The sequence below is a fragment of the Sphingomonas sp. SRS2 genome (assembly GCF_000971055.1).
Lineage (GTDB): Bacteria > Pseudomonadota > Alphaproteobacteria > Sphingomonadales > Sphingomonadaceae > Rhizorhabdus.
In genome coordinates this window covers 1-25,990 of record NZ_LARW01000092.1, presented here as the reverse complement: position 1 = coordinate 25,990, position 25,990 = coordinate 1, and the positions used below count along the sequence as shown (strand labels likewise).

Genomic DNA, 25,990 nt, shown 5'->3' with positions numbered 1-25,990 from the left:
CTCTCGCCCCCAAAAGACCAGCCTGCCCCCGCCGTGCCTGCCGCGCAAGCGGATTAGATATGATCCGGCTCAGGCGGTTGGGCGGCTCAGCCTGGCTGAAGTCACATCACTGCGCGGTCCAACCGCCATCGATCGAAATATTCGTGCCGGTGATGCCGGCGGCATCGTCCCCGCACAGGAACAGCGCCATCGCCGCCACCTGCTCGACGGTGACGAACTGCTTGGTCGGCTGACTGGCAAGGAGCACGTCGTTCATCACTTGCTCGCGGGTCAGCCCCCGCGCCTTCATCGTATCGGGAATCTGCTTTTCGACCAGCGGCGTCCAGACATAGCCGGGGCTGATGCAATTGGCGGTGATGCCGAAGGTCGCGGTCTCCAGCGCCACCGTCTTGGTGAAACCGGCGATGCCGTGCTTGGCGGTGACATAGGCCGACTTGAACGGCGATGCGGTGAGCGAATGCGCCGATGCGGTCTGAATGATCCGCCCCCATTTGCGCGCTTTCATCCCCGGCAGTGCGAGCCGCGTCGTGTGGAAGGCGCTGGTCAGGTTCAGCGCGATGATCAGATCCCATTTATCGACCGGGAAATCCTCTACCGGCGCGACATGCTGGACGCCGGCATTGTTGATCAGGATGTCGATCCCGCCAAATGCCGCGATCGCCTCCGCCATCATCGCCTCGATCTGGTCGGGCTTCGACAGGTCATGCCCGCAATAGATCGCTCCCGCGCCGCTAGACGCCTCCAGCCCGCCCCGCTCGGCTTCGATCGCCGCCGCATCGCCGAAGCCGTTGATGACGATATTGGCCCCCTCGCCCGCCAATGCCTTGGCATAAGCAAGGCCGATGCCCGAGGTGGAGCCGGTGATGAGCGCGGTCTTGCCCTTGAGGAACATGCTGGTCCTTCTCCGTGAAAACCTCCGCATAGTGATACCGATGCTGCACCGCATCAAGAGGCTGCGGCTCCGGTCACGAAAAAGGGCCGGCGTGACCGCCGGCCCTTCGTCAGATCCGTGAGACCGATCAATAAGTGCCCGAAAAGGCCCTGTTGAGATTGTGCGGGCCATCATTGCCACCATTGCCCTCCTCGTCTTTCCACACCGACTGCGCCTGGGCGGCGGTTCGGTTGATACGGACCTTGTCGCCGACATCGACGATCCAGGCCGACGGGATCGAATGATGGCGTCCGCCGGCGTCCTTGTCGGTCTTCGTCAGCAGGATGCGGTCGCCGCGGACGTGATCGACCTTGCCGACATGGGCGCCGTCCGATCCGACGACCTCCTGATGCTCCTGCACCTGGTTGAGCGACTGACGCTGGCTCTCACGCTGGTTGCGCCAGCTTCCGAAGTCGTCATGGAAACGGCTCTCATTCTCACGGCGATATTCGTCATAATCGCGGTCGAGCGCCTCAAGCTGACGGCGGCGCCATGCGCTGTAATTTGGGTCGAGACCCCAGCCATCGTGATTCTGCCCCGCGCCGAGGCCATAGCTGCTGGTCGCGCCGGCACCCCGGCCGACGCCATAGGTTTCGCCCGTATAACCGCCACGAGCGGAACCGCCGCCTCCACCACCGTAGCGCGAGGGATCGGCAAAACGGCCGCCATCTGGATAGCGCGGCTCATTGTCGTGACGGCCATAGCGACGCTCGTCGTCGCGCTGCTGGACACGCTCGTCCCAGCGGCGGCGGCGCTCGGCCTCCTCATCGCCGAACCAACTGCGCACCTCATCGCCGGCACGCTCGAAGAAGCCGCGGTCATCATCGTAATCGCGCGGACCGGCATAACCCCGGTCGCGCTCACGATAGTCGCGGTCGCGATAATCGTCCCGCTCGCGCCCGCGATGTGCACGGTCGGCATAATCGCTATAATCACGGCGGGTATAACGTTCGTAGCCCATGGCATCCTCCTCATTCGGCTCGGCTTTTGCCGTCGACAGGCCTGCGGCACGGTCATGCGGCAGAGGCGGAAAAACGTCTGGAGGCTCGCCGCTGTTCCGGCGCTTGAGGCCAATGGGGAGTGGCGGCGGACGGACCGTTCATCGCACGTCGATGCCGCGCGACATCGCGGCTCGCCTGATTTTGTGCTGTTGCATCGGGTCGGTGCTGCGGCTAAAGCAAACGCCCGGCGCGCGGGGCTGTAGCTCAGATGGGAGAGCGCTGCAATCGCACTGCAGAGGCCAGCGGTTCGATTCCGCTCAGCTCCACCACCCGCGCCGCTCAGCCGATCAATTCGCCTCCACTTTATCCCATTCGTTGTCGGCAAGTTCGACAACGCTCGTCACATGTCCACCCTTCCGGAACCCGGCAAAGCCACTGTTGACGGTCTTGTTACGGAAAAGCGAAACGGCGACGTCCACCGTATAAATGCCGGTGTGGAATCCATCGAAACGGCAACCATCGATCCAGTTCCGGCCGATCGGCGTGTTGGTAAGGTCGATCGCGATGTCGGTTGTCCCCGCACCACCATGAACAAAGCGGCTGTTGCGGATCGTGATGTCCTTCAGGAGAATGGTGGCCGCTTTGCCAACGCCGTCTCCAAGGAAGTTGTCGACCGTGATCCGCTCGGAACCACTGAAAGAGACGGCCTGGGCAAATCGCGTGGCCGAGCAATTCAGCATCACGCAGTCGAAGCTATGATAGAAGCTGAAGGCGGCATCCGCGCTGAATGCGCCGCTGCGGGCATGGTTATTATCGATGATGTTTTGCCCGCCGTGGAGCAGAAAGACGATGCCCAGCGTAGTATCGACGGTACGCACGGAGACGTTGTCCGCGATGACGTTCTTGAGGACCAGCGAACCCGTCAGGCTCTCGTCATACAGCACCAGATCGCTGCGGACATTGTCCGAAAAATAATTGCCGGCGACGATGTTTCCGGAGCTCGGCGAAGTGTCCGCGGCTTCGGAATAGATACGAAAACCATATTCGGTATTCGAAACGAGGCGGTTGCCGGCAACATGGTTGTTGATGCACCGCCACAGGTTGATCCCGCGACCACCTGCCGAGGTCGCCACGCCGGTATCGCCATTCGAGGCGCATAGATTGTCGATGAAGCGGTTGCCGACGCCATCCCGGTCGGAAATGCCATAATAGTAGTTATTAGACAGGTTTGAGCCGTCGACCTTGACGGACGAGCAGCGTTCCAGCTGGATCGCCATCGACCCCGACCTTGTGATGACGCAATTGTCAAAACTGATATCGTGGCAACCGGTGAGCAGGACTGCCGAACGGCCCGCAGCGCCCGAGCCTGTGAGCCTGGCGCCACTGAAGACGATCCGGCTCTTGCCCGTTGCCGTGATGGCGTTGCGCGTAGCGCTGTTGGTGAAGATCAGCTCGGCGTCGTCGGCGAAGGCCAGTTCGATATCGCTGGGCAACGCGAGCGTGTCTGCATGCCGGAATCGACCGGGGGGAAACCATATCGTGCCACCGGTTACGCCCGCCGCCGCGATTGCCGCCTGTATCGCCGTGCTATCGTCGGCAATGCCGTCGCCCGTCGCGTTGAATGGCGCATCGGTGATGCGGAAAAGGCGCTTGGGCCGGTTGGCGGACATGGCCTAGCCGCTGCCCTTGGCCTGCGACGGCACTCCCAGCCGTGCCGCGACGTCCTCGACGGGGGTGCCCGGCTCGACGAGCAGCCAGCGATCCGGCTGCCGCGTGTCGACCACCACCACCCGGCCCTTCGGGCAGAGCTTGAGGCATCCGGTCTCGATCACGCCGAAATCGGCCTTACGACCCTTCTTTCCGTTGCCGAGCTTGCGCCATGCGGTGGCGAGCGGGGTGCGGCCGTGCTTGCCGAAGCCACCGCGCAGCTTGCGCGTGCACTTGCCGCACACCAGCACCGCGCCGCGCCAGTTGGATTCGACCTCGTCCCGCATCACCGCTCCAAACAAATAAGGGGCGGCATCGCTGCCGCCCCTTATCCTGTGCCGATGGCGGCGGCGCTGGAGACGCCGCCGGTCCGGATCAGCCGTTCAGCGCATCCTTGAGCGCCTTTGCAGGCGTGAAGGAAACCTTCTTCGAAGCCGCGATGGTCAGGGTCGCGCCGGTGGCCGGGTTACGGCCTTCGCGCGCCGGACGATCGGCGACCTTGAACTTGCCGAAGCCCGGCAGCGAAACTTCATCACCCTTCTTGGCGGCGTCTGTGATCGCCTTGAGGGTGGCGTCGATGACGCGCTTTGCAGCGGCCTTGTCGATACCCTGTTCGGCGGCGACAACGCCTGCGATGTCGGCAGTGTTCATGATCACTCCTGGTCTTTGCTTGATAAACTGGCTTTACGCCGCCGAAGCAACGCAAGGCGCCTCTTGTGCGCGGCGTTTTTCATTGGGGCAATTGGAAACTGGCTCGAAAACTCGAAAAAAACCGATGCCGCTCGAATTCGGAGCATTTTTTTCGACGAGACGCCCGTTCAACACGACGCATTGCGGAACTTTGGGGAGTCAGTTCCCGGCTTTTACGGGTGTCGCGAGCAATTTGTCGATGCGGCGGCCATCCATATCGACGATCTCGAACCGCCAGCCCTTGTGCGAAAACGACTCACCGGTGGTCGGCAGGTGCTTGAGTCGCCATAGCGCGAAGCCCGCAACCGTAGCGAAATCGCGGTCCTCGGGCAGGCTCATGCCCAACCGGTCGGCCATGGTGTCGGCGGCGAGCGTGCCCGAGACGAGCCAGCTTCCGTCCTCGCGCTCGACCAGCGGAGGATCGGTATCCTCATCCTGATCCGAAGCGAACTCGCCGGCGATCGCGGCAAGCAGGTTCGCCGGCGCCACCAATCCTTCGAAATGGCCGTATTCGTCATGGATGAAGGCCATCGGCACTTCGGCCTCGCGCAGCGCCTTCAGCGCGTCCATCGCATCGACATGGTCGGGGATGAAGATGCCCTTGAGCATGATCGCGCGCAGGTCGATCGGCCCGCCATTGACGAGGATGCGCACGAGATCGCGAGAGTGGATGACGCCGATGATCTCGTCGACCGAGCCGTCCGCCACCGGCATGCGGCTGTGCGGCATCTCGGCGATCAGGGCGCGAATGGCGTCCGGATCGGCGTTGATGTCGATCCACTCGACCTCGGTGCGCGGCGTCATCACCTCACGAACCGGGCGATCGGCGAGACGCACGACGCCCGAGATTATCGCACGCTCGCTCTCCTCGATCACCCCGGCCGACGACGCCTCGGCGACGATCAGGTGGAGCTCCTCCGCGGTGACGTGATTCTCGGTCTCACGATCGAGGCCCAATATATGGAAGATGAGCGCGCTGGTGCGATCAAGCAACCAGACCAACGGCGCGGTCAGTCGCGACAGCCACAGCATCGGCACCGCCATCATCGCTGCTATCGGCTCGGGCGCGCGCAATGCGAACTGTTTTGGCACCAACTCGCCGATGATCAGCGAGGCGAAGGTCGTCACCGCTATCACAAGGCCGAACCCGATTTCAGGCGCGCTTTCGGCGGATACGCCGATCAGGACAAGGCGCTCGCCGACCGGCCCGCCCAGGCTTGCCCCCGAATAGGCGCCCGAGAGAATGCTGATCAGCGTGATCCCGATCTGCACGGTCGAAAGGAATTTGCCCGGATCGGCGGCGAGTTCCATCGCCGTGCGGGCGCCGCGCCGGCCGGCGCGCGCCATCGCTTCCATGCGCGCCCTGCGCGCCGAGACGATCGCGAGTTCGGACATCGCGAAAACCCCGTTGAGCGCAACCAGGGCGATGATGATCACCAGGTCGAACCAGGGAAATGGGGATGGGGGAATAGGCTGCGGCATGGCGCTGACGACGTTCATGCAGTGGATTCGAGTTTTTCACAACTGCCGATGCGATTCGGCACGCCTGTGAAACAATTTCATTGCCGGGCAGTTCTTCCGCACGAACCAACCTGCAGGAGAGCGAAGATGAAAAGCGCGAAGACAATGATGGCAATCCTGGCGGCGTCGACGCTACTGGCGGGCTGCGTCACCAATCCGGAGACCGGGGAGCGCAAATTGTCCAAGGCGGCCATCGGCGCGCTTGCGGGTACAGCGCTCGGCGCGGGCACTGGCGCGCTGGTAGGTGGCAAGCGCAACCGGACCGAAGCAATCGTCGGCGCGGGGATCGGCGCGATCGCCGGTGGCGCAATCGGGGCCTATATGGATAGGCAAGAAGCCAAGCTGCGCCAGCAGACAGCCGGCTCGGGTGTCGAGATCGAGCGTCAGGGCGACGAGCTGCTGCTCAACATGCCCTCGGGCATAACTTTCGCGACCAACAGCTACAATGTGCAGCCGCAGTTTCGCAGCACGCTCGACAAGGTTGCTGCAACGCTGGCCGAATATAACCAGACCTATGTCGATGTTTACGGTCACACCGATTCGACCGGATCGGACGCGGTCAACGAGCCATTGTCGCGCAACCGAGCCGAAGCCGTCTCCAACTATCTGTCGAGCCATGGCGTCGCGGCGGCAAGGATCGGTACACAGGGCTTTGGATCGCGTCAGCCCGTCGCTTCCAACGCCACCGCGGACGGCCGTCAGAAGAACCGCCGCGTCGAGATCAAGATCGTACCGGTCAAGGCTGGCGAAATCTGATCGGCACTCGCGGCAAGGCCTTACCGCCTTGCCGCGAAAAACCCCCGTAGCAAATCTGCGGATTCGATCTCGCCGATCCCGCCATAGACTTCCGGCCGGTGATGGCAGGTCGGCTGCGCGAAGAAGCGCGGCCCATAAGCCACCGCGCCGCCCTTGGGGTCGTCCGCTCCATAATATAGGCGGCGCAAACGGGCGTGGGATATCGCTCCCGCGCACATCGCGCAGGGCTCCAGCGTTACATAAAGATCGCAATGTTCGAGCCGCTGCGATCCGATCCTGGCGGATGCCACACGGATTGCCTCGATCTCGGCATGGGCGGTGGGATCGGTTCCGCCGCTCATCCGGTTGGCTGCGGCGGCGATGACATCGTCACCACGCATGACGACCGCGCCCACGGGCACTTCGCCATGTGCTGCAGCCTCGATCGCGAGATCGAGCGCCAGCCGCATCGGATAGGGCAGCAAAATGCTCATCACTCCGCTCTACGGAGCGATTCGCTGAAACGCTAGCGGATGGGGATCCGCTCCGGAATCAGCAGGAGCGCCAGCGCGATCGCCACGCCGGGCAACCACGCTATCAGGGTCAGCACGACCGTCAGCCAGAAGGCCGGGGTAATGCCGCGCACCATAAACACGCCAAGCGGCGGCAGCAGGATCGCCGCCACCACCGCCCAGGGCGAAATGGGTGCTGTCGATACCTGCTGCCGCGCCATGGATCAGTTGGCCTTCTGAACGTCGACCGTCGGAACCTTGATCTGCTCCTCGGTGGTGCCGACCTCGACCTTGGGCACGGTTACGTCGGTCGCCTTGGTGCCAACGTCGACCTTCGCCGTGTCGACATCGAAGGCCGGTGCCTGACCGCCCGATACCGAAACGTCGGGAGCCTTGGCTTCCTTGGTCTGGTTGATGTCGATCAGCCCGAAGGCAAAAGCCGCGATGACCGCCAGGATGGCGATGACGGCGACGATGATGCCCACCCGGGCACCGTTGTTGCGCGCGGGGTATTCGGTATAGGGTTCGCGGGTCGTGTTCACCTTGGGCACTCCTCGGATACTTGTATCGGAGCCCCAACAACGATCATTGTGACGGAGAGTTGCATCGGCGCGGCCGCGCGGCTTGACGAATCTCCCCATGGCAGCTATCCGCCGCGACTTTCCGGGCTAACCCGAACATCAGGACGAAGTGAAATGTCGCGCATCTGCGAGCTGACCGGCAAGGGCCGTCTAGTGGGCAACAACGTGTCCCACGCCAACAACAAGACCAAGCGGACCTTTCTGCCGAATCTGCAGAATGTCACGCTGATCTCCGATTCGCTCGGCGTCGGTGTCAAGCTCAAGGTTTCGACCCACGGCCTGCGTTCGGTCGAGCATGTCGGCGGCCTCGACAACTGGCTGCTCAAGACCTCGGACGATTCGCTCTCGCTGCGCGCTCGCCGCCTGAAGCGCGAAATCGCCAAGAAGCAGCAGGCCGTCGCAGCCTGATCTTTCCTCCGCTTCGGCGGGGTAGCGGATTACAAAGCCGGATCGCAGCGCGGTCCGGCTTTGTCGCGTTCGGGCATCATGCCTCGATTTTCCTCATTCCCGCGCTGTAGGCCTCCTTGGAAAGCGATGGCCTGCGCGGGATGAGCCGCAGCCATTGATCCCCGCTTTCGCGAGGATGACGGGTCAAGGCTACCGCTCCATCAGCTCGAACTTGAGCAGCAGCGTCCGCTCGACGGGCACCTGATTGTCGTCGGAGATGATCCACATCATCGTCCTGCCGCCTTCGCGGGTGATGCTGAGCCCTTCCATATTGTCGACGTTGAGCGGGGGTTTGAGCTCCGCGATCAGCTCGCCTGTAACAGTTGCCCCCGGTTTGATGGCGGCGGGGTCGACCAGGGCGATGGCGGTCCAGAAGCCTTCGAACAGGCTGAAATGGCGATGGAGCACCGCGATTCTTCCGTCGGGAAGTTGCTGCGCATCGGTCGGCACATAACCGAGCGGCGGACGATAGCCGAAGCTGAAAGGGACATTCTTGGGATTGGTCGGATCGCCCGGAAAAAGTAGCGCGGCATGGACATGCGGGGCGACTGCCTGCCCCTCCGCGAAGACGACGAATCGTCCCCCGTCGAGCCGCGTCATCGCTTCGGCACCGGAATTGGGCGACCATTTCCGCATTGCCGGTGGAAAGGCCATTCCGATCAGCTCCTTGAACTCCGGAGCATAGCGCAGGATCGCGTTGCCGTGTTCAAAGCCGACCCAGATGTCGCCCTCGGGGCCGAAGGTCATCGATTCCGAATCGCGATCGCCGCGATCGCCGCGATAAGAGGGCAGGATGGTCAGCCGACCGAAGCGGGTGTCGCTGAGGACGCCGTCCGGCGACAGGCGGAAGCGCATATGATCGCCGGTATCGGCCAGCGCGAGAATCTGGTCGCCCTCAACCCGCAATGCCGAGTAGCCGCCGAAATTGCGCTGGCGGCTGGTGAGATGCCAGCCCGCCACATAGCGCAGCCGCCCGAACTTACGGTGCGCGGGATCGTCAGGATCGATCGCGATCGGCGTCGCGACCACGGGAACGTTCGCCGCCTGCGGGAAACCCGCCGACCCCGGCACCAGGCAGAACAGCAATGCGGCCAGCGCCTTCTTCATGGCGCGCCCGATACCGGTTCGTCGCCGATTTCCCAAGGACTTTGGCAGCGCCTGGACGTCCCGGTCGTTCCGCGAAGATGAACAATCGCCAACATCCATGTTCAGCAAGGGCTCACGCGACTCATGGAATAAGGGCGTCATCGATCAGGCCCTGTTGGCCGTTTCGACGGGTTCCGCACAGCGGAGCACGCGGTTGAGACAAGGAGGTTTTTATGTTGCGTAAGTTTCTCATGGCCGCCGCTGCTTCTGCGGCCCTCGCCACGGCTGTGGCCCCCGTCGCAGCCGAGGCTCAATATTATGGCGGCCGCTATGAGCAGGTCCGTCACGACCGCGACCGCGGCTATTATGGCCGGGAATATCGGGGCGATCGCTATCGGGGTGACCGCTATTATGGCGAGCGCCGCGCCTATGGCGAGCGCAGCCGCTATTATGGCCGGGACAATCGTGGCCGCTGCCGCGACAAGGGCACCGGCGGCACGATCCTCGGCGCGATTGCGGGTGGCCTGCTTGGCAACGAGATCGGCAATGGCCGCTATGACCGCAGCGACGGCACCACCGGCGCCATCATCGGCGCGGGCGTAGGCGCCCTGGCCGGCCGGGCGATCGACCGCAACTGCTGATCGACCGAGACCACCACATTACAGTTCCCCGCGTGGCGTTGTGGGGAGAAGGGCCGCCGGTCTCGCTGGAGGAGCCGGCGGCCCTTCGACGTTTGTTTGAGCCCTCACATGCTGGGCGGCCAGCCTGGGCTGGCATGACGCACCTAGCGTGTCTCTAAATCGAACAATCCCGCGAGCTGCTCGACCATCGTGCCGCCGAGCTGCTCGACGTCCATGATCGTCACGGCCTTCTGATAATAGCGTGTGACGTCATGGCCGATGCCGATCGCGCATAGTTCGATCGGGGAGCGATTCTCGATCCAGCCGATCATCTGGCGCAGGTGCCGTTCGAGATAGGAGCCGTTGTTCACCGACAGTGTCGAATCGTCGACCGGCGCGCCGTCCGATATCACCATCAATATCTTGCGCTCCTCGCGCCGCCCGATCAGCCGGCTATGCGCCCAGAGCAACGCCTCGCCGTCGATATTCTCCTTGAGCAGCCCCTCACGCATCATCAGCCCAAGCGACTTGCGCGCGCGCCGCCAGGGCTCGTCGGCCTTCTTATAGACGATGTGACGCAGATCGTTGAGCCGGCCCGGCGCGGACGGACGCCCCGCCGCCAGCCACGCCTCGCGCGATTGGCCGCCCTTCCAGGCGCGGGTGGTGAAACCCAATATCTCGGTCTTGACCGCGCAGCGTTCGAGCGTGCGGGCGAGGATATCGGCACAGATCGCCGCGATCGAGATCGGCCGTCCGCGCATCGACCCTGAATTATCGATCAGCAGCGTCACCACCGTGTCGCGGAAATCGATGTCGCGCTCGATCTTGTAGCTCAGCGAATGAGCAGGATTGATCACGACACGGGCGAGCCGCGCCGCATCGAGCAGCCCCTCCTCCTGGTCGAAGTCCCAACTGCGGTTCTGCTGCGCCATCAGCCGTCGTTGCAGCCGGTTGGCGAGCTTCGTCACCGCGCCCTGAAGGTGGGTGAGCTGCTGATCGAGATAGGCGCGCAGCCGCGTCAGCTCTTCCTCGTCGCACAGCTCGGTGGCGGCGATCTCCTCGTCATATTGGCTGGTATAGGCGTGGTAATCGAAGCCCGGCGGCAGATCGGACATCGGCCGGTTGGGCCGCACCGGCATCATCCCCTCTTCCCCGTCATCGCCGAAGTCGCTGTCCATGTCGGAGGCGTCGCTCTGGTCGAGCTGGCGCTGTTCGCCATCCTCGTCGCCGCCCTCGGACTGTTCCGCGCGGGTCTCGACCTCCGAATCGCTCGAACCGCCGGCCTCCTCGCCTTCGTCCTGCTGGTCCTGGCCCTCGTCCTGCTCCTCGCCTTCGTCGTTATCGCCGGTCTCGGGATCGGTCTCGGGCATCTGTTCGCCCTGAGTCAGATCGAGATCTTCGAGCAGCCGGCCGACCAGCTTCGCAAAGGCCGCCTGATCGTCGAACGCCATTTCGAGCGCATCGAGATCCCTGCCCGCCTTCTCCTCGATCCAGTCGCGGACCAGCGACAATCCCGCCTCGGCGATCTCGGGAGGCGCTTCGCCGGTCAGCCGCTGGCGCACCAGCAGGCCGACCGCGGTGGACAGCGGCACTTCCTCGCGTACCCGGGCGCGCACCAGCGGATCGGAACGCAGCCGCATCTCCAGCGCCTGACCAAGATTGGCGCGCACGCCGGCCATCGCGCGGGATCCGATCGCCTCGACCCGAGCCTGCTCGACCGCGTCATGCACCGCGCGCGCGACCGGCTCGGCGGGAGCGGTACGATCATGGATCGCCTGATCATGATGACGCATCTTCAGCGCGAAGCCGTCCGCGAAACCGCGTGCCTCGGCCACCGCCTGCGCGGGCAGGTTGCGCGGCGGCATCCGCACGCGGATTTGCTTGTACGATGCCGAGGGTGCTTCGGCCGTGAAATTCAGTTCGAGTTCGGGCTCGTGCGCCATCGCCCTGGCGGTACCGCCAAGGACAAGGCGAAAGCTTTCGATGGGCGACTGTTCGGCCATCAGTCGAGCAGCAACTCGCGCAAGCGGGTTTTCGCGGCGTCATCGACGCCGATCGTCGCCAGATAGGCGTCGATTCCGCCATGATCGCGATCGAGACTGTCGAAGGCGGTGTCGAGATAGGCGCCGTCGGCGGCAAACAGAGGCTGCAACACCGCCGGATCGATCTCGCTATAGCGGCCGATCCCGGCGCCCCCGCTTGCGAGCAGCCGGTCGAAATCGGCAAAGCGATTGGTCAGCAGATAATCCTCGACGATCGCCGAACGCTCCACGCCCAGCACCGCCAGAATAAGCGCCGCGCCTACCCCGGTCCGGTCCTTGCCTGCCGAGCAGTTGAACAGCAGCGGCACATGGCCGTTCGCCAGCCGGTCGAACAGGAAGCGATAGGAAGGCGCATGATCGACGAGGATCTCGCGATAGAGATCTATCATCATCTCGCGCATGCGTTCGGCGTTCGGCACCGCGCCACGCAGCAACTCGCCCAGCACGCCGCTCGATTCGCTATAGTCGCGCGACCAGTAGAAAGCGCCGGCCGGTTCGCACCAGCGGGTCGGATCGCGTTTGCGTTCGCCGGGGCGTCGCAAGTCGCAGACCGTCGCGATGCCGAGCCCCGCGAGATGCGCCTCGTCGGCTTCGGTCAGCAACGACATCACCCCCGAACGGAACAACATGCCCCGCTTGACGGTGCGGCCATCGGCCGTCCGGTAGCCGCCCATATCGCGAAGGTTGAATCCGCCCTCGAGCGGCAGGAGAGGCGACATATCGCTCATCATGCCTTTCCGACGACGCTCTCCGGCAGATCCTTGCCGAACACCCGCTGATAATATTCGGCGACCAGCGTGCGCTCGCTCTCGTCGCACTTGTTGAGGAAGGACAGGCGGAAGGCGAAGCCGACATCGTTGAAGATCAGCGCATTCTGCGCCCAGCTTATGACGGTCCGGGGACTCATCACCGTCGAAATGTCGCCGGCCATGAAGCCCTGGCGGGTGAGATCGGCCACCTTCACCATATTATCGACGACCTTCTTGCCCTCCGGCTTGTCATATTCGCCCGACTTGGCGAGGACGATCTGCGCCTCAGTCGCCGCCGGCAGATAGTTGAGCGTGACGACGATGTTCCAGCGGTCCATCTGGCCCTGATTGATCTGCTGGGTGCCATGATAGAGCCCGCTAGTGTCGCCCAGCCCGACCGTGTTCGCGGTAGAAAACAGCCGGAACCAGGGGTTCGGGCGGATAACCCGGTTCTGATCGAGCAGGGTTAGCTTGCCTTCGGTTTCCAGCACGCGCTGGATCACGAACATCACATCGGGGCGGCCCGCGTCATATTCGTCAAACACCAGAGCGGTCGGCGTCTGCAGAGCCCAGGGGAGCAGGCCTTCGCGGAATTCGGTGATCTGCTGGCCATCGCGCAGCACGATCGCATCTCGGCCGACCAGATCGATGCGGCTGATATGCGCGTCGAGATTGATGCGGATACACGGCCACTTCAGGCGGGCCGCGACCTGCTCGATATGGCTCGACTTACCGGTGCCGTGATAGCCCTGGACCATCACCCGCCGATTATGCGCGAAGCCCGCCGCGATCGCGAGGGTGGTGTCCGGATCGAACACATAGGCCGGATCGAAATCGGGCACACGCTCGTCGGACTCGGAAAAAGCGGGCACTTCCATGTCGCTGTCGATGCCGAAGACCTCGCGCACCTTCACCATGCGGTCGGGTGCGTCCAGCACCGTGTCGGTGCGGCTGTCGGGCTGGACGTTGGACAGGTCGGTCATGACGGGAACCTTATGCGGATCGTTATGCTGCTCATGCGAAGGCAGGACGGGCTTTGAGCTGCGTATAAGCCGAAATCACGTCCTGCAAAGCCTTCTCGTGGCTGCGGTCGCCTCCATTCCGGTCGGGATGATAGCGGCGGACCAGTTCGGCATAGCGCGAGCGAAGCGCCCGGCGATCGGCCTCCTGGCCCAATCCCAGCACCTTCAGAGCACGGCGGTCGCCATCCGACAGGGGCCGCCCGTCCTGACGCTCGCGGTCGACGGCCCGTGCGAACTTCGCGCCGATCGCATCAAGGGGATCGACGAAATCGGCCCAGCGCGGCTTGTCCCCGGCGCCGGCGGAAAAGGCACGGGTTTCGCGCTCCCATCCGGCATAGGGAGTCTGCTGTGCCTCGATCTCGTCCGGGCTCATCCCCTCGAAGAAATTATAACCGCTGTTGAAGGCACGGACATGGTCAAGGCAGAACCAGCGCCAGTTGCCTGGTCCGTCGAATCCGGATCGCCGCCCTTCTGCCGCAGGTGCGCGAAACTCACCCGGCTGATCGCAACCGGGGTGCATGCAGGCATTGCGCGCATCGTCTATCCGCCCGTGAAACCGGGTCCGCGCCCGCCGGGCCGCAAAGTCTTCGCTCAAGTCTCGCCTCTTTCTTCCTTGCCCCTATATAGGGCGAATGAGCGAACTTCCCACCGGAGTCGGCCCCGTTGCGGCCGAAATTTACCGCCTACTCGAAGCGGCGCTGTCGCCATCGCGGCTCGCCGTGATCGACGACAGCGAAAAGCATCGCGGCCATGCGGGGCATGACGGGTCCGGCGAGAGCCATTTCACCGTCGAAATCGAGTGTCCGCAGTTCGCCGGCCTCAACCGGGTCGCCCGCCAGCGCGCAGTCAACAGCGCGCTGGCCGATCTGCTACGCGACAAGATTCATGCGCTGGCGATCAAGGCACGCGCGCCGGGGGAATAGCCCTCGATCGCCGTTCCCTCGAAGGCGTGGGCCAGGCGCTGCCCGGGACCGTATTTGTTACGCCATCCAACCTAATGGAACCCAAAGCCAACCCACCCGTTTCAGCCTCCAATATTCAACAGGAGTGATCTCGATGCTGAAATGGGCGCTTATCTTTCTGGTGGTCGGGCTCGCGCTGGGCGCATTGGGTTTCGGCGGCGTGGGCGGCGCTTTTGTGGGCATCGCCAAGATACTGTTCTTCATCGCGATCGCCCTGTTCATCATCTTCGCGCTGCTCGCGCTGTTCGCGGGCAAGAAGATTCGCGACGCCGTATAGACGTTTCGTTGCGTGATGGGCCGCGTCGCACCTGTGCGGCGCGGCCCTGTTCGTTTATGGACACTGTCATGAAGATCGCCTCCGCCCTGCTCGTCGCCCTCGTCCCCATCCTGTTCGCTGGCGGCCCCGCGGTGGCGCTGAAGAATGATTTCAGCGACCAGCTCAAGAAACTGCCGGAATATCGCCAGCGCGCGGTGCTGCGCCGCGCAGTGCTCGATGGTAACCAATATTGCCGGCGGATCGGCCCGGTGGCCTATCAGGGGCCATATAAAAATCTCGAAATGTGGACGGTGAGCTGTGATCGCGGCGCAACTTACGGCGCGTTCATTGGCCTCGACGGATCGGTGCAGGTCCGCCCCTGCAAGGATCTGGCGACGCTCAAACTGCCGACGTGCCGCCTGCCGAAATAGCACGACATCTCATTTTTCCCCGTGATGACGTGTCTGACGGTCCCGCCTGTCACGCCCCCATCGCGACGAGGAAGATGAAGAAGATCAGCGCCGAGGTGTAGGCGGCGAAGATCAGCATCCACATCCTCCACCACGCGCCCCACCAGCCGAGGCGATAGGCATCCTTCAACTGGCGATACATATGCCAGGGCGGGAAGATCAGCAGGGTCAGCCAGATCAGCGAGGCCCAGACGCCGAGCGCCGCGGCGACGCTGAGCGCGACCACCATCAGCGTCATCGCCGACAGCGAATAGGTCGCGAAGATCGCATGGTCGTACATGCCCACGTCGCGCCGGAACATGAACAACAGCCAGATAAACGGCAGCGAGATCGGGATCAGTGCCCAGGAGAATTTATAGGCGCTCGACTGAAGCTTGTAGGCGGTCAGTTCGGGATTCGCGGCGGCGTGGCTGATAATCTGATCGACCCCGGGAATACCCGTCTTCAGCCCAGCCTTCTCGACATCGATCGGTTCGCTTTTCACCGCGGGCGTCAGCACGCCCTTGGTGATCAGCCGGAGGCCAGCTTCCTCCGAAGCCAGATCATTGAGTTGCCCGTTGATCTTTGCCGCACTCTGTCCCTTCGCTTGGAGCGCCTTCTTCTCGGCCCTTAACCCGTCGATCCTGCGTTCGAGCGTGACGAGATCATTGGCGGCGTCGGTGCGCGCCTTGGCTACCGACGTGGCGTCCCCGGGGTTCATGAACGGCCCCCCGACCATGGCGAACACCGCGACCATCAGGAAGACCGAGAAGAGGAACAACGCCATCGGCGAGACGAACCGCCTCCGCTCGCCCTGAACATAACGGCGGGTCAGTTCGCCTGGCCGCCAGAACAGCAGCGGGATTGTGTGCCAGGTGCGCCCTTCAAAATGGAAGACGCCATGGGCGATATCGTGGAACAGCGCCCCGGCGGTGCGGTGGATATGCGCCGATTGCCCGCAGCGATGACAATGCGGTCCGATCAGCGCCGCGTCGCAGTTGAGACAGTTTTGTCCGTGCCCGTCCTGCCGGCTTCCACCTGCGCCATCGACCGCTTGTGCGGCGAGAGCCCCGGTGGCGACATCGGCGACGGCTTCGAATTCCCCCGACATGACGCAAAGCTAGCATTGCCGTCGATGAAGCGCGAGTGGGGTTTAGCCAAAAGCGCCGAGGTGCTAGGGCGCGGACCATGACCGAAGCCGTTGCCATCCTGCCCACCGACGCCTCTGCCCTGATCGCGGAGATGGGCGCCCGCGCGCGCGCCGCCGCACAGGTGCTGGCCGGCATCCCGACGGCGGACAAGGCGAAGGCGCTGATGGAAGCGGCGGGCGCGATCCGCGCGCAGGCCGATTCGATCCTGGCGGCCAACGGCGAGGATGTCTCGCGCGCGCAGGCCAATGGCCTGACGGGCGCAATGATCGACCGGCTGACGCTTAATCCCGCGCGGATCGAGGGGATGGCGGCGGGCCTCGAAGCCGTTGCCAGCCTGCCCGATCCTGTCGGGCGGATGATCGACGAGAGCAGCCGGCCCAATGGCCTGGTCCTTCAGCGCGTCCGCGTGCCGCTGGGCGTGATCGGCATCATCTTTGAAAGCCGGCCCAACGTCACCGCCGACGCCGGCGCGCTGTCGCTAATGTCGGGCAATGCCTGCATATTGCGGGGCGGATCGGAAGCGGTGGGCAGCAACCGCGCGATCCATGCCGCGATGATCGCGGGCGTGCGCGCCGCCGGCCTGCCCGAGGATGCGATCCAGCTCGTCCCCATCATCGATCGCGCCGCCGTCGGCGCGATGCTGAAGGCGCAGGGGCTGATCGACATCATCGTGCCGCGCGGCGGCAAGAGCCTGGTCGCGCGGGTGCAGGACGAGGCGCGGGTGCCTGTGCTCGCCCATCTCGACGGTATCGTTCATCTCTACGTCGATCGCGCCGCTGATCCGGCCAAGGCGCTGCCGCTCGCGGTCAACGCCAAGATGCGCCGCACCGGGGTATGCGGCGCGACCGAGACGTTGCTGATCGACCGCGCCTATGCCGCGCCTGCGCCGATCGTCGCGGCGCTGATCGACGCGGGTTGCGAGGTGCGCGGCGACGCCGCCGCGCTGGCGCTCGACGCGCGGGTCAAGCCCGCCGCGGATGCCGACTGGGACTGTGAATATCTCGACAGCATCGTCTCGGTCGCGCTGGTCGATGGGGTTGCGGGCGCGATGGCGCACATCGCCCGCCACAGTTCGCACCACACCGACGCGATCGTCACCGAGGATCAGCCCACCGCCGACCGCTTCCTGACTGGCGTCGACAGCGCGATCGTGATGCACAACGCCTCCACCCAGTTCGCCGATGGCGGTGAATTCGGGCTGGGCGCGGAGATCGGCATCTCGACAGGGCGGCTCCACGCACGCGGCCCGGTCGCGCTCGAGGGGCTGACAACCTATAAGTGGCTGGTGCGCGGTACCGGGCAGTTGCGGCCGTAAATCCCGATCGGCCGTCATGTTGAACAAGTTCAGGATGGCAGAGGTTGTAGGGCTATGGACGACGACAAGCTTCCGCCGGAAACCAAACTCACCCGCACCAAGCGCATCTGGGCCGATGCGCACAAATTCATCACCGGCAAGACCGAGCGTTCGGATGACGAGCGCCTTCCCCCTGGCCAGCATGTCGTCAACGACTGGCCCGTGCTCGATCTCGGCAAACAGCCCGACATCAGCCGCGACCGCTGGAAGCTCCGCATCGGCGGCATGGTCGATCAGCCGCTGACGCTCGACTGGGCGGCGTTCATGGAATTGCCGCAAACGCAGGCGCGTTCAGACATCCACTGCGTTACGACCTGGTCGCGCTACGACAATGAATGGACCGGCGTCGCGACGCGCGACCTGCTCGATCTGGTCGGGCCGCGCGACGAGGCCAGCCACCTGATGCTGCACGGCTATGACGGCTATACCACCAACGTGCCGCTCGCCGACTTCGCGGTCGCCGATGCGATCATCGTCCATAGCTGGCAAGGCGAGCCGCTCACCCGCGAACATGGCGGGCCGGTCCGGCTGGTGATCCCGCACCTCTATTTCTGGAAGAGCGCGAAGTGGCTCGGTGGAATCGACTTTCTCGGCGCGGACAAAGCCGGATTCTGGGAAGAAAACGGCTATCATATGCGCGGCGATCCCTGGGCCGAGGAACGCTATAGCTGAGGGAGGGAAGCGGTCAGGCGGTCAGGCGGTAGCCTCGACAGGCTTCGCCGCCCCGCGCGATTCCGCCGCCGCCTCCGCGATCAGTTCGAATGATTTCAGCCGCAGTTGATGGTCGTAGACATCCGACACGATCATCAACTCGTCCGCACCCGTTTCGGCGACCAGCTTCTCGATTCCCGCCGCGACCGTCTCGCGTGAACCGATGATCGACCGTTCGAGCATCTGCTGTGCCTGATAGCGCTCGGCCGGCGACCAATAGCTTTCGATGTCATCGATCGGCGGCTGGCTCAGCGTGCGCGCGCCGCGGAAGATATTCGCGAAGGACATCTGTTGGGTCGTCGCCAGCCGCTTCGCCTCCTGATCGGTCTCCGCGGCAATGATGTTGACGCCGACCACCGCATAAGGCCGATCGAGCTGCGCTGATGGCTTGAACCGCTCGCGATAGATGCGCAGCGCCGCGATCAGCGACTGCGGCGCGAAATGCGATGCGAAGGCATAGGGCAGTCCCAGCTCGGCGGCGAGTTGCGCGCCGAAGGTACTCGACCCCAATATCCACAGCGGTATCCGCGTGCCGGCGGCCGGAACCGCCTGAACCCGCTGATCGGGCCGGACCGGCTCGAAATAATGCTGTAGCTCCAGCACGTCCTGAGGGAAGGTATCGGAGTCGTGGCGGCGAAGCGCGCGTACGGTCAGCTGGTCCGTCCCCGGCGCCCGCCCGAGCCCCAGATCGATCCGCCCCGGATATAGGCGTTCGAGCGTACCGAACTGCTCGGCGATGATCAGCGGCGAATGGTTCGGCAGCATGATTCCGCCGGCCCCGACCCTTATCGTCTTCGTCCCCGCGGCGATGTGCGAGATGACGAGTGACGTCGCGGCGCTGGCGATGCCCGCCATATTATGATGCTCGGCGACCCAGAAACGCTGATAGCCCCAGCCTTCGGCATGCGCCGCCAGATTGCGGGCATTGTCGAGCGCGCCGCGCGCATCGGTGTCTTCGGTCACGCGGACCAGATCGAGAATGGAAAGGGCTGTCATGGGGACTCCTGTTCGCATCCTATGTAGGACGCGGGCGGCGCAAAACCATCTCAAAGCGGAATAGACTCTCTGTCGGAGCTATTAGCTAAACTCGTTTGTTGTGACCCCGGACCGGTCCCACCTTCTGGCCAGTTCTCCTGCGAGATTTCCCATGGCTCAACCGTCGAAGACGCAGTCCCGCTTTTTCAGCAGCTTCGGCCTGCAGGTGCTTGCAGGCATGGTTCTGGGCCTGATCCTTGGTCTCGTCGCGCGATCGATCGATCCGGCCGGGGACGATCCCAATGGCCTCGCGCAGACGCTGGACCTGATCGGGACGATCTTCGTGCAGCTGCTCAAGGCGCTTGTGCCGCCGTTGATCTTCGCGGCGATCGTGACTTCGATCGTCAACCTGCGCGATCTCAACAACGCCGCACGGCTGGTCGGCCAGACGCTGCTCTGGTTCGCGATAACCGCCCTGATCGCGGTGCTGATCGGCATCGCGCTGGGACTGGTCATCCAGCCCGGGGTCGCGGCGGGCGTTGCCCATGAAGCCGCCGCCGCGCCCAAGACGGTGGGAAGCTGGCTCGACTTCCTGAAGGGTCTTGTCCCGTCTAACGCGCTCGGCATCTATGCCAGCAGCAAGACGGCGGACGGCGGCGCGGTCACGACCTCGCTCAACTTCAACGTCCTCCAGATCATCGTCCTGTCGATTGCGATCGGGGCCGCGGCGCTCAGGGCGGGCGAGGCCGCCGAACCCTTCATCGGCTTCGTGCGCGGCCTGCTGATGATCATGCGGCGGCTGCTCTGGTGGGTAATCCGCCTGACGCCGATCGGCAGCGCCGGGCTGATCGGCAGCGCCGTGGTCAAATATGGCTGGGATGCGCTGGCCGGGCTCAGCTGGTTCGCCGCCGCCGTCTATATCGGCCTGGGGCTGGTGCTGTTCGTCCTTTATCCCGCGCTGCTGCTGCTCAACGGGATCGGGGTGCGACGCTTCTTCGCGGGCGCCTGGCCGGCGATCCAGCTCGGCTTCGTCTCGCGCTCCTCGGTTGGGACCTTGCCCGTCACCGAGCGCTCGGCCGAACTGCTCGGCGTGCCCCGCACCTACGCCTCTTTTGCGGTACCACTCGCGTCGACCACCAAGATGGACGGCTGCGCCGCGATCTATCCGGCGATCTCGGCGATCTTCGTCGCCCAGTTTTACGGCTTGTCACTGGGGCCAACGGACTATGGGCTGATCGTCTTCACCTCGGTGCTCGGATCGGCGGCGACCGCCGGGCTCACCGGGGCGACGGTGATGCTGACCCTGACGCTATCGACCCTCGGCCTGCCGCTCGAAGGCGCGGGCCTGCTGCTGGCGATCGACCCGATCCTCGACATGGGCCGCACCGCGACCAATGTCGCCGGGCAGATTCTCGTCCCGATGATCGTCGCCAAGCGCGAAGGGATATTGGAAGAGCCGGTGGCCGAAGGCGTGCTGGCCCACGCTTAGGGCCTGCATCAAGCTCCCTGCGTCCTAGACGCCTCGCGCCTGATGCCGAAGATCAAGCGCGACCACGGCCGCCATGACGGCGAGCAGGAGTTCGACGGTCAGCGCGAGGAGGAGCGGACTGTCATCCGTTACGAACACGGCCGCGATCAGCACACGGATGAACAGCAATATCGCGATGATCATAGCGATGCGGGGCGCGTGGCGATGGCCCGAGCCGACCGAACCGGCGAGCAGCAGCCCAAGGAAGATGTTCCACCCCGCAGACGCGCCGGTCTGGTGGTCGAAGATCATCGGTATCGACAGCAGGACGAGCAGCCCGGCGAGCAGAAAGGCCAGCCAACGGCCCCAACCGCGCCATCCGATCGTGTCTTTTTCCATCGGCACATGATGGTCCAGGCGGCACATCTCGGTCAATCCGCCGCTTAGCTCCGCAGCGCCAGCTTCCACCCGACCGTGATCCGCCAGTCCTTGTCATAGCCGGCGTAAGGCCGATTGAGCGGCTTGGCGCCTTCCAAATAGAGTGCGGCCTTGCTGGTGTAGGCGAGGCGCACGCCGCCGCCGGCCGACGACAGGTCATAGCTGCCGCCGGGGAAGGGCCCGCGATCGAAGATGCGAACCTTCGCGCCGTCGACGAAGCCATAGAGTTCGGTGTCGCCGAAGATCTTCGATCCCATCAGTGGCTTGACCGCAAGCTCGGCCAGCGCGGCGCCCCCCCGGTCGGCGCTGATCACCGCCACTTCGAAGCCACGCCCGAAATCCTGCCCACCCACCGCGAAGCGCTCGGCGGCGGGGAGCCGGTCCTTGCTATACTGGCCGCTGACCCGCAGCCGTGCGACCATGCGCTTGCCGATCGCCTGATCGATGCTCGCCCGCGCGTTGACCTTGGTGAACTGGGCTTCGGCAAGCGGAGCGGTCACACGCGCCCCCAGCACGTCGAACCCCCGGCTTACGGTGACGCCACCCGCCAGCATCCGCTTCGGCAGCGCCTCGACATAGCCGAGGGCCAGACGGCCCGCGCGGGTGCGCTCGCTGGCGATGAGCTGACCGAAGGCTGCATTGTCGCTGTTGAGCCCGTCGAAACCGGCCGACATCGTCAGGTTGCGCTTATAATCGCGAATCAGCGGATAGCTGTAAGTCAGCCCGGCGATCTTGGCGTCACCCGTGATCGTCGTGTTGCGCGGCCTGGTCTTGAGATAGCCGAGCGACAGCGCCAGCCGGCCGCCATCGCTGCCTATCGCGGTCGAATGGCTCAGCGAAGCATAACGGTAGTTCCGGAAATTGGCCGACGCGCCCAGATTGACGTCGGTCTGATCACCGCCCCGGAACAGGTGGAAGAGCGTCGCCCGCGCGGTGAACTCGCCGCCGCGATAGGTGGCGCCCGAACGGTTGTCGAAGCCGCTGGCGAACTCGTTGCGCTTGTCGCGGACGGTGAGGACAATGCGGACAAGGCCGCGCGCCGACCCCTGCACGATATCGATGTCGGTCTTCGTGCCAGGCACGTCCTGAATCAGCGAGACGTAGCGTTGCAGGGTCGCCTTCCGCAGCGGCTTCTCGCCGACCATATGCGGGGCAATCGCCGCGATAAGCTTCCGCGCCCGACCGGTCGATCTGTCGGTGACGACGACCTGTTCGACCTGCCCTTCGATCAGAAGCACGCTCAGCACGCCGTCTGAAATATCCTGGTTGGGGATCAGCACCGAATAGAGCGCGACATCGGCCCGGGCGTAGCCGCCCGACACCGCCGCGGCGATATGCTGCAAGGTCGCGCGGGTCGCGGGCTTCCCGATATAGGCCTCGGCGGCGCGCGCGGCGGGTTCGGGAGCCTTGGTGCCGATGAAGCGGATTGCCTTGATGATGATGCCGGTCTGTTCCGGACCTTCCTCGATCACCGGCGCGGGCGCGGACGGGCTTTGCTGCGCAGCATCGGGCAGCGTAGGCGTCACCGGCTGGACGCGGTCGGCCCGGTTGCGATCGAGGATGAGCGGCGATTGCGCGCAGGTAGCGGCGATCGGCGCGGCGAGCGACAGCCCGGCCACGGTGAGCCTGGTCCAAGACGTCATGTTGGAAATCCCCTGTTGATTGCCCTGTCGACGAAGGCGAAGCGGGGGCGGGGCTGATGCTCCGCCCCGCGCAGGAGATCAGCCGCCCTTGTTCAGAAGACCGCCGAGGAGGCTGCCCGAACTGGTCGTCGCGCCGCCGGTTGTCGTGGAACCGGTCAAAGGCGTGGTCAGCGCACCGACGGTGCCCGTCACCAGATTGCCCGCCGACAAGGCCCCGGCAGTAACCGCCGATCCCGTCGCCTGGACGGGCGACAGGACGCTCGCGCCGATCGCGGGACTGGCGCCGCCATTGAGCACTGTCGTGTTGCCAACCGCAACCGTGGTGAGCCCGTTCGTGGAAAGGCCGCTGCCGGGCAGCACGCTGCCGGAACCGGTGACACCGCCGCCGGCGCCCGCGACCGGGCCGACCGCCGCCGTGACGACATTGCCGGCGCTGCCGACCCCGACCGTCGCAATGCTGCCCGTGGTCTGGGTCGGCGAGAGGAGGCTGACACCGACGACCGGGGTGGCGCCGCCGGTACCGAGCACCTGCGTCGTGCCGACCGTGGCCCCGGCCAGTGCGCCCGTCGCGCCGGTGAGGCCGCCGGTCGAGCCGGGAACGATCGCCGAGACGAGCGTGGCATTGTCGGTGCCGAGCGGGGTAGCCACCGCCTTGACGATATTGCCGGCGGCATCGATTCCGACCGCGGCGAGGCTGCCGCTATTCTGGGTCGTCGACAGCACGCTGGTGCCGACAAGTTGGGTGCCGCTGCCCGGCAAGACATCCTTGTTCAGGACATTGAGCGAAACCGCCTCGCCCAGAGCGGCAGTCAACCCATCGACCAGATAGGTCCTGCCGGCGCCGGTATCGACGAGAGCCTGCCCGGTCGATTCTAGCACCTGCGAGACCGTGCCGGCGATCGGCACCGAACCCGGCACGGCATTATCCACTGCCTGGACGAGCGTCGGCGTCTGGCCATTAACGCCCAGCACCGCGTTGCCAGCGGTAACGAGCACCGTGCCGACCGCGCCGGTATTCGACGGATTGCCCGTATTGGCGAGAAGGCCGGTATCGGCGACGCCGTCAGGACCAACCACACCGGGAATCGGAAGATTGGCGAGCAGGCCCGATGTCGTACCGCCGGTGCCGCCACCGGTGCCGCCAGTACCTCCTGTCCCACCGCCGGTGCCACCGGTGCCGCCGCCCGTGCCGCCCGTGCCGGTTCCGCCACCCGAGCCAGAGCCGCCGGAGCCTGAGCCTGAATCCGAACCCGAGCCGGAGCCGCCACTTCCCTCGCCGCCCGAACCACTGTCATCCGGCGTCGGCGGCACCTGGCCGACACCGGCAACGCGCATTCCGCCCGAGCTATCACATGCCGATAACGACAATATGCCGGCTGATGCGAGCAAGATACCGCAGGCAGCCTTTAATCCATTCGTCAACATCGCAACCTCCACTGACCGATTGAATGCAGTAATGATCCGCCGCGATCAGCCGTTCCCATCCATCCGAATCCGGACTAGAAAGAGACCATACGCAACTTTGCGTAATGGACTTTGCTCGCAAATGACTGCCGTCATGAGCATACATATAGATGGCGTGGGCATATCGTTACTTGACTTGATATGGTGCGGAATATCTGTCGAAATGGGGAGGTTTGGTGAACGATACTGCGCCTACGAACCGAAATAGTGAAATCTATTCTGGCAGGGTCGAGTTGCAGAGCTTGCCTACGCCGATCGTTACTGTGGACCGGGATCGTCCGGCATGTAGCGATAGCGGCGCGCTGCTGGCGCAGGCACGCGCGGCGATGTCCAGCCGCCGTGCGAAGCGCAGCATCTTTCCTCCGGCGGTATTCCGCGAATCCTGTTGGGACATCATGCTGCTGTGCTTCGCGGGGCAGCTTGAAGGCCGTGAGCTCTGCATCAAGCAGATCCGCAACCATCTCGACGAATCCAACACCGCCTTGCTGCGCCGGATCGACGAGCTCGAAGAGGCCGGCATGCTGCAACGGCATCGCGATGAGCTGGACGGCCGCCGGACGATGGTGCGGCTCACCCCGGCGGCGGTCGCGGCAATGTCGCGCTTCTTTGCCCCGCCAGCCATCACCGGCAGCTGAAAGGCCCGCACGCCGCGCCAAGGCAAATGACCAAGGACGCCGTCATCTCCATGACATGATGTTCGTTCGGCCGCCCGGCAACCCTGCAGCGGGTCAGACGTTCAAGCCATGTTCACCCGCAGCTTGCGATAAGCTGTGGCTTAACTAGGTTGAAGCCGGAGCGGTGTTCGTGCTCCCGGATAAGATAAGGCGCTTGATGATGCCGATAGTTCGCAAGATTCTCGCCGCAGCAGCCCCGCTGGCGCTGCTCGCGGCCTCCGCCTGCACCCAGCCGTTCGAGGCCAATGTCCAGCGCTTCCAGGCGTTGCCGGTTCCCGAAGGGCAAAGCTTCGCGATTCAGCCGGTCGACGTCCGCAATGAGGGCGGACTGGAATTCGCTCAATATGCCACGCTGGTGAGCCAGCGGCTCGCGGCCTACGGCTATCGCCCGGTCGAGGGCGGGGCCAAGCCCGAGTTAATCGTCAGGTTCGACTATGGCGTCGACAAGGGCACCCCCAAGACCGTCTCGCGCCCCGCGCCAGGGCCGGCCTTCGGCCCGTGGGGCTATGGCGGCTTCGGCCACTATGGCCGCCGCTGGGGCTACGGATCGGCCTTCTATTATGGTTGGGACCCTTTCTTCTACGATCCCTGGTACAGCCAGCAGATCGACACCTACACCGTCTATACCAGCCACGCCGAAATGGTGATCGAGCGCAGTGCCGACGGCAAGCATGTCTTCGAGGGCAAGGCGAAGGCCCGATCGCTCGACGATGCGCTGCCCCGGCTTGTGCCGAATCTGGTCGAGGCGCTGTTCACCAACTTCCCCGGCCAGTCGGGCGAAGAGGTGAAGATCACGATCGCGCCGCCGGACAAGAAGCGGTGATATGAAAAAGCCCCTCCCTGCCAAGGGAGGGGTTAGGT

Annotated in this window: 30 protein-coding genes and 1 tRNA gene; 12 read left to right on the top strand and 19 right to left on the bottom strand. The window is 64.4% G+C overall.

Going from position 1 to position 25,990, the window contains the following annotated elements; all coding sequences use genetic code 11:
* Window positions 1-106 precede the first annotated feature (106 nt).
* Complete coding sequence (locus WP12_RS12665) at window positions 107-892, bottom strand: 3-hydroxybutyrate dehydrogenase (RefSeq protein WP_046194082.1); 786 nt, start codon at window positions 890-892, stop codon at window positions 107-109.
* 127 nt (window positions 893-1,019) lie between these two features.
* Entirely contained in the window at window positions 1,020-1,892 is an 873-nt protein-coding gene (locus WP12_RS12660; protein ID WP_046194081.1) for a DUF2171 domain-containing protein, read from the bottom strand.
* A 233-nt stretch (window positions 1,893-2,125) separates the two neighbouring features.
* On the opposite strand from WP12_RS12660, the gene WP12_RS12655 reads away from it, so the two are divergent.
* Window positions 2,126-2,201: transfer RNA gene (locus tag WP12_RS12655), tRNA-Ala, on the top strand.
* An 18-nt stretch (window positions 2,202-2,219) separates the two neighbouring features.
* Here the strand turns inward: WP12_RS12655 and WP12_RS12650 are convergent.
* From WP12_RS12650 to WP12_RS12635, 4 genes are all read right to left on the bottom strand, one after another.
* Window positions 2,220-3,542 carry a right-handed parallel beta-helix repeat-containing protein gene (locus WP12_RS12650; protein ID WP_046194080.1) on the bottom strand — a complete coding sequence of 441 codons (1,323 nt, stop codon included), beginning with the start codon at window positions 3,540-3,542 and terminating at the stop codon, window positions 2,220-2,222.
* 3 nt (window positions 3,543-3,545) lie between these two features.
* Window positions 3,546-3,866 carry a hypothetical protein gene (locus WP12_RS12645; RefSeq protein WP_046194079.1) on the bottom strand — a complete coding sequence of 107 codons (321 nt, stop codon included), beginning with the start codon at window positions 3,864-3,866 and terminating at the stop codon, window positions 3,546-3,548.
* An 88-nt stretch (window positions 3,867-3,954) separates the two neighbouring features.
* On the bottom strand, window positions 3,955-4,230 hold the full coding sequence (locus WP12_RS12640; RefSeq protein WP_046194078.1) for an HU family DNA-binding protein: 276 nt from the start codon (window positions 4,228-4,230) through the stop codon (window positions 3,955-3,957).
* A 198-nt stretch (window positions 4,231-4,428) separates the two neighbouring features.
* Window positions 4,429-5,769, bottom strand: coding sequence for a hemolysin family protein (locus WP12_RS12635; RefSeq protein ID WP_046194077.1), 1,341 nt, complete (start codon window positions 5,767-5,769; stop codon window positions 4,429-4,431).
* Window positions 5,770-5,877: 108 nt separating this feature from the next.
* Between WP12_RS12635 and WP12_RS12630 the strand changes: the two genes are divergently transcribed.
* Window positions 5,878-6,546, top strand: coding sequence for an OmpA family protein (locus WP12_RS12630; RefSeq protein ID WP_046194076.1), 669 nt, complete (start codon window positions 5,878-5,880; stop codon window positions 6,544-6,546).
* 20 nt (window positions 6,547-6,566) lie between these two features.
* Here WP12_RS12630 and WP12_RS12625 read toward each other — a convergent pair whose 3' ends face one another.
* Genes WP12_RS12625 through WP12_RS12615 form a run of 3 tightly spaced genes read right to left on the bottom strand, consistent with a single transcriptional unit; the run spans window position 6,567 to window position 7,579 of the window.
* Window positions 6,567-7,019 carry a nucleoside deaminase gene (locus WP12_RS12625; protein WP_046194075.1) on the bottom strand — a complete coding sequence of 151 codons (453 nt, stop codon included), beginning with the start codon at window positions 7,017-7,019 and terminating at the stop codon, window positions 6,567-6,569.
* Window positions 7,020-7,051: 32 nt separating this feature from the next.
* On the bottom strand, window positions 7,052-7,258 hold the full coding sequence (locus WP12_RS12620) for a YqaE/Pmp3 family membrane protein (protein ID WP_046194074.1): 207 nt from the start codon (window positions 7,256-7,258) through the stop codon (window positions 7,052-7,054).
* A gap of 3 nt (window positions 7,259-7,261) precedes the next feature.
* On the bottom strand, window positions 7,262-7,579 hold the full coding sequence (locus WP12_RS12615) for a hypothetical protein (RefSeq protein WP_235399121.1): 318 nt from the start codon (window positions 7,577-7,579) through the stop codon (window positions 7,262-7,264).
* Between the two features lie 153 nt (window positions 7,580-7,732).
* On the opposite strand from WP12_RS12615, the gene rpmB reads away from it, so the two are divergent.
* Window positions 7,733-8,026 (top strand): 50S ribosomal protein L28, encoded by a 294-nt coding sequence (gene rpmB, locus WP12_RS12610; protein ID WP_046194073.1) that lies wholly within the window; start codon window positions 7,733-7,735, stop codon window positions 8,024-8,026.
* Between the two features lie 189 nt (window positions 8,027-8,215).
* Here the strand turns inward: rpmB and WP12_RS12605 are convergent, their stop codons facing one another.
* The gene (locus WP12_RS12605) at window positions 8,216-9,172 is read right to left on the bottom strand and encodes an esterase-like activity of phytase family protein (RefSeq protein WP_046194072.1); all 957 of its coding nucleotides are present in this window, start codon (window positions 9,170-9,172) and stop codon (window positions 8,216-8,218) included.
* Between the two features lie 212 nt (window positions 9,173-9,384).
* Here WP12_RS12605 and WP12_RS12600 point away from each other — a divergent pair, with 212 nt between their 5' ends.
* Window positions 9,385-9,792 (top strand): YMGG-like glycine zipper-containing protein, encoded by a 408-nt coding sequence (locus WP12_RS12600; RefSeq protein WP_046194071.1) that lies wholly within the window; start codon window positions 9,385-9,387, stop codon window positions 9,790-9,792.
* Window positions 9,793-9,935: 143 nt separating this feature from the next.
* Here the strand turns inward: WP12_RS12600 and cobT are convergent, their stop codons facing one another.
* The 4 genes from cobT to WP12_RS12580 are packed head-to-tail and all read right to left on the bottom strand — an operon-like array spanning window position 9,936 to window position 14,179.
* Complete coding sequence (gene cobT / locus WP12_RS12595) at window positions 9,936-11,774, bottom strand: cobaltochelatase subunit CobT (protein WP_046194070.1); 1,839 nt, start codon at window positions 11,772-11,774, stop codon at window positions 9,936-9,938.
* Window positions 11,774-12,541, bottom strand: a complete 768-nt coding sequence (locus WP12_RS12590; RefSeq protein WP_046194069.1) for a tyrosine-protein phosphatase — start codon at window positions 12,539-12,541, stop codon at window positions 11,774-11,776. Before WP12_RS12590 ends, cobT begins: the two co-directional genes overlap by 1 nt.
* Window positions 12,541-13,545 carry a cobaltochelatase subunit CobS gene (gene cobS / locus WP12_RS12585; RefSeq protein ID WP_046194068.1) on the bottom strand — a complete coding sequence of 335 codons (1,005 nt, stop codon included), beginning with the start codon at window positions 13,543-13,545 and terminating at the stop codon, window positions 12,541-12,543. The genes WP12_RS12590 and cobS overlap by 1 nt, the downstream gene beginning before the upstream one ends.
* 31 nt (window positions 13,546-13,576) lie before the next feature.
* Window positions 13,577-14,179 (bottom strand): J domain-containing protein, encoded by a 603-nt coding sequence (locus WP12_RS12580; protein WP_046194067.1) that lies wholly within the window; start codon window positions 14,177-14,179, stop codon window positions 13,577-13,579.
* 37 nt (window positions 14,180-14,216) lie between these two features.
* Here WP12_RS12580 and WP12_RS12575 point away from each other — a divergent pair, with 37 nt between their 5' ends.
* The 3 genes from WP12_RS12575 to WP12_RS12565 all read left to right on the top strand — a co-directional run bounded on the left by WP12_RS12575 (window position 14,217) and on the right by WP12_RS12565 (window position 15,233).
* Window positions 14,217-14,507, top strand: a complete 291-nt coding sequence (locus tag WP12_RS12575) for a BolA family protein (RefSeq protein ID WP_046194066.1) — start codon at window positions 14,217-14,219, stop codon at window positions 14,505-14,507.
* A gap of 133 nt (window positions 14,508-14,640) precedes the next feature.
* Window positions 14,641-14,823 (top strand): DUF1328 domain-containing protein, encoded by a 183-nt coding sequence (locus WP12_RS12570; RefSeq protein WP_046194065.1) that lies wholly within the window; start codon window positions 14,641-14,643, stop codon window positions 14,821-14,823.
* A 68-nt stretch (window positions 14,824-14,891) separates the two neighbouring features.
* The gene (locus WP12_RS12565) at window positions 14,892-15,233 is read left to right on the top strand and encodes a hypothetical protein (protein ID WP_046194130.1); all 342 of its coding nucleotides are present in this window, start codon (window positions 14,892-14,894) and stop codon (window positions 15,231-15,233) included.
* A gap of 49 nt (window positions 15,234-15,282) precedes the next feature.
* Here WP12_RS12565 and WP12_RS12560 read toward each other — a convergent pair whose 3' ends face one another.
* On the bottom strand, window positions 15,283-16,362 hold the full coding sequence (locus tag WP12_RS12560; protein ID WP_046194064.1) for a DUF3667 domain-containing protein: 1,080 nt from the start codon (window positions 16,360-16,362) through the stop codon (window positions 15,283-15,285).
* Window positions 16,363-16,439: 77 nt separating this feature from the next.
* Between WP12_RS12560 and WP12_RS12555 the strand changes: the two genes are divergently transcribed.
* Window positions 16,440-17,717 (top strand): glutamate-5-semialdehyde dehydrogenase, encoded by a 1,278-nt coding sequence (locus WP12_RS12555; protein ID WP_046194063.1) that lies wholly within the window; start codon window positions 16,440-16,442, stop codon window positions 17,715-17,717.
* Between the two features lie 54 nt (window positions 17,718-17,771).
* Window positions 17,772-18,428, top strand: coding sequence for a sulfite oxidase-like oxidoreductase (locus WP12_RS12550; RefSeq protein ID WP_046194062.1), 657 nt, complete (start codon window positions 17,772-17,774; stop codon window positions 18,426-18,428).
* A gap of 21 nt (window positions 18,429-18,449) precedes the next feature.
* Here the strand turns inward: WP12_RS12550 and WP12_RS12545 are convergent, their stop codons facing one another.
* A complete protein-coding gene (locus tag WP12_RS12545; protein WP_046194061.1) occupies window positions 18,450-19,463 on the bottom strand; it encodes an LLM class flavin-dependent oxidoreductase in 1,014 nt (337 codons plus the stop codon).
* Between the two features lie 151 nt (window positions 19,464-19,614).
* Here WP12_RS12545 and WP12_RS12540 point away from each other — a divergent pair, with 151 nt between their 5' ends.
* Entirely contained in the window at window positions 19,615-20,931 is a 1,317-nt protein-coding gene (locus tag WP12_RS12540) for a dicarboxylate/amino acid:cation symporter (protein WP_046194060.1), read from the top strand.
* A 24-nt stretch (window positions 20,932-20,955) separates the two neighbouring features.
* Here WP12_RS12540 and WP12_RS12535 read toward each other — a convergent pair whose 3' ends face one another.
* From WP12_RS12535 to WP12_RS12525, 3 genes are all read right to left on the bottom strand, one after another.
* Complete coding sequence (locus WP12_RS12535; RefSeq protein WP_152663981.1) at window positions 20,956-21,336, bottom strand: hypothetical protein; 381 nt, start codon at window positions 21,334-21,336, stop codon at window positions 20,956-20,958.
* Between the two features lie 17 nt (window positions 21,337-21,353).
* Window positions 21,354-22,991 carry a ShlB/FhaC/HecB family hemolysin secretion/activation protein gene (locus WP12_RS12530; RefSeq protein WP_046194058.1) on the bottom strand — a complete coding sequence of 546 codons (1,638 nt, stop codon included), beginning with the start codon at window positions 22,989-22,991 and terminating at the stop codon, window positions 21,354-21,356.
* A 78-nt stretch (window positions 22,992-23,069) separates the two neighbouring features.
* The gene (locus WP12_RS12525) at window positions 23,070-24,326 is read right to left on the bottom strand and encodes a hypothetical protein (RefSeq protein ID WP_046194057.1); all 1,257 of its coding nucleotides are present in this window, start codon (window positions 24,324-24,326) and stop codon (window positions 23,070-23,072) included.
* 305 nt (window positions 24,327-24,631) lie between these two features.
* Between WP12_RS12525 and WP12_RS12520 the strand changes: the two genes are divergently transcribed.
* Together WP12_RS12520 and WP12_RS12515 are read left to right on the top strand one after the other, a co-directional pair.
* Window positions 24,632-25,090 (top strand): helix-turn-helix domain-containing protein, encoded by a 459-nt coding sequence (locus WP12_RS12520; RefSeq protein ID WP_152663979.1) that lies wholly within the window; start codon window positions 24,632-24,634, stop codon window positions 25,088-25,090.
* A 199-nt stretch (window positions 25,091-25,289) separates the two neighbouring features.
* Window positions 25,290-25,952: a DUF4136 domain-containing protein gene (locus WP12_RS12515; protein WP_046194128.1), complete on the top strand. Its 663-nt coding sequence runs from the start codon at window positions 25,290-25,292 to the stop codon at window positions 25,950-25,952.
* Window positions 25,953-25,990 lie beyond the last annotated feature (38 nt).

Bases quoted from the DNA above. Each gene is read 5' to 3' on its own strand.
- WP12_RS12645 (WP_046194079.1), bottom strand. From the start codon at position 3,866: ATGCGGGACGAGGTCGAATCCAACTGGCGCGGCGCGGTGCTGGTGTGC.
- WP12_RS12565 (WP_046194130.1), top strand. From the start codon at position 14,892: ATGAAGATCGCCTCCGCCCTGCTCGTCGCCCTCGTCCCCATCCTGTTC.
- WP12_RS12515 (WP_046194128.1), top strand. From the start codon at position 25,290: ATGCCGATAGTTCGCAAGATTCTCGCCGCAGCAGCCCCGCTGGCGCTG.
- cobT (WP_046194070.1), bottom strand. From the start codon at position 11,774: ATGGCCGAACAGTCGCCCATCGAAAGCTTTCGCCTTGTCCTTGGCGGT.
- WP12_RS12625 (WP_046194075.1), bottom strand. From the start codon at position 7,019: ATGAGCATTTTGCTGCCCTATCCGATGCGGCTGGCGCTCGATCTCGCG.
- WP12_RS12665 (WP_046194082.1), bottom strand. From the start codon at position 892: ATGTTCCTCAAGGGCAAGACCGCGCTCATCACCGGCTCCACCTCGGGC.
- WP12_RS12560 (WP_046194064.1), bottom strand. From the start codon at position 16,362: ATGTCGGGGGAATTCGAAGCCGTCGCCGATGTCGCCACCGGGGCTCTC.
- WP12_RS12545 (WP_046194061.1), bottom strand. From the start codon at position 19,463: ATGACAGCCCTTTCCATTCTCGATCTGGTCCGCGTGACCGAAGACACC.
- WP12_RS12575 (WP_046194066.1), top strand. From the start codon at position 14,217: ATGAGCGAACTTCCCACCGGAGTCGGCCCCGTTGCGGCCGAAATTTAC.
- WP12_RS12555 (WP_046194063.1), top strand. From the start codon at position 16,440: ATGACCGAAGCCGTTGCCATCCTGCCCACCGACGCCTCTGCCCTGATC.
- WP12_RS12525 (WP_046194057.1), bottom strand. From the start codon at position 24,326: ATGCGCGTTGCCGGTGTCGGCCAGGTGCCGCCGACGCCGGATGACAGT.
- WP12_RS12530 (WP_046194058.1), bottom strand. From the start codon at position 22,991: ATGACGTCTTGGACCAGGCTCACCGTGGCCGGGCTGTCGCTCGCCGCG.
- WP12_RS12600 (WP_046194071.1), top strand. From the start codon at position 9,385: ATGTTGCGTAAGTTTCTCATGGCCGCCGCTGCTTCTGCGGCCCTCGCC.
- WP12_RS12535 (WP_152663981.1), bottom strand. From the start codon at position 21,336: ATGTGCCGCCTGGACCATCATGTGCCGATGGAAAAAGACACGATCGGA.
- WP12_RS12630 (WP_046194076.1), top strand. From the start codon at position 5,878: ATGAAAAGCGCGAAGACAATGATGGCAATCCTGGCGGCGTCGACGCTA.
- WP12_RS12590 (WP_046194069.1), bottom strand. From the start codon at position 12,541: ATGAGCGATATGTCGCCTCTCCTGCCGCTCGAGGGCGGATTCAACCTT.
- WP12_RS12605 (WP_046194072.1), bottom strand. From the start codon at position 9,172: ATGAAGAAGGCGCTGGCCGCATTGCTGTTCTGCCTGGTGCCGGGGTCG.
- rpmB (WP_046194073.1), top strand. From the start codon at position 7,733: ATGTCGCGCATCTGCGAGCTGACCGGCAAGGGCCGTCTAGTGGGCAAC.
- WP12_RS12620 (WP_046194074.1), bottom strand. From the start codon at position 7,258: ATGGCGCGGCAGCAGGTATCGACAGCACCCATTTCGCCCTGGGCGGTG.
- WP12_RS12635 (WP_046194077.1), bottom strand. From the start codon at position 5,769: ATGAACGTCGTCAGCGCCATGCCGCAGCCTATTCCCCCATCCCCATTT.
- WP12_RS12550 (WP_046194062.1), top strand. From the start codon at position 17,772: ATGGACGACGACAAGCTTCCGCCGGAAACCAAACTCACCCGCACCAAG.
- cobS (WP_046194068.1), bottom strand. From the start codon at position 13,545: ATGACCGACCTGTCCAACGTCCAGCCCGACAGCCGCACCGACACGGTG.
- WP12_RS12640 (WP_046194078.1), bottom strand. From the start codon at position 4,230: ATGAACACTGCCGACATCGCAGGCGTTGTCGCCGCCGAACAGGGTATC.
- WP12_RS12650 (WP_046194080.1), bottom strand. From the start codon at position 3,542: ATGTCCGCCAACCGGCCCAAGCGCCTTTTCCGCATCACCGATGCGCCA.
- WP12_RS12570 (WP_046194065.1), top strand. From the start codon at position 14,641: ATGCTGAAATGGGCGCTTATCTTTCTGGTGGTCGGGCTCGCGCTGGGC.
- WP12_RS12660 (WP_046194081.1), bottom strand. From the start codon at position 1,892: ATGGGCTACGAACGTTATACCCGCCGTGATTATAGCGATTATGCCGAC.
- WP12_RS12540 (WP_046194060.1), top strand. From the start codon at position 19,615: ATGGCTCAACCGTCGAAGACGCAGTCCCGCTTTTTCAGCAGCTTCGGC.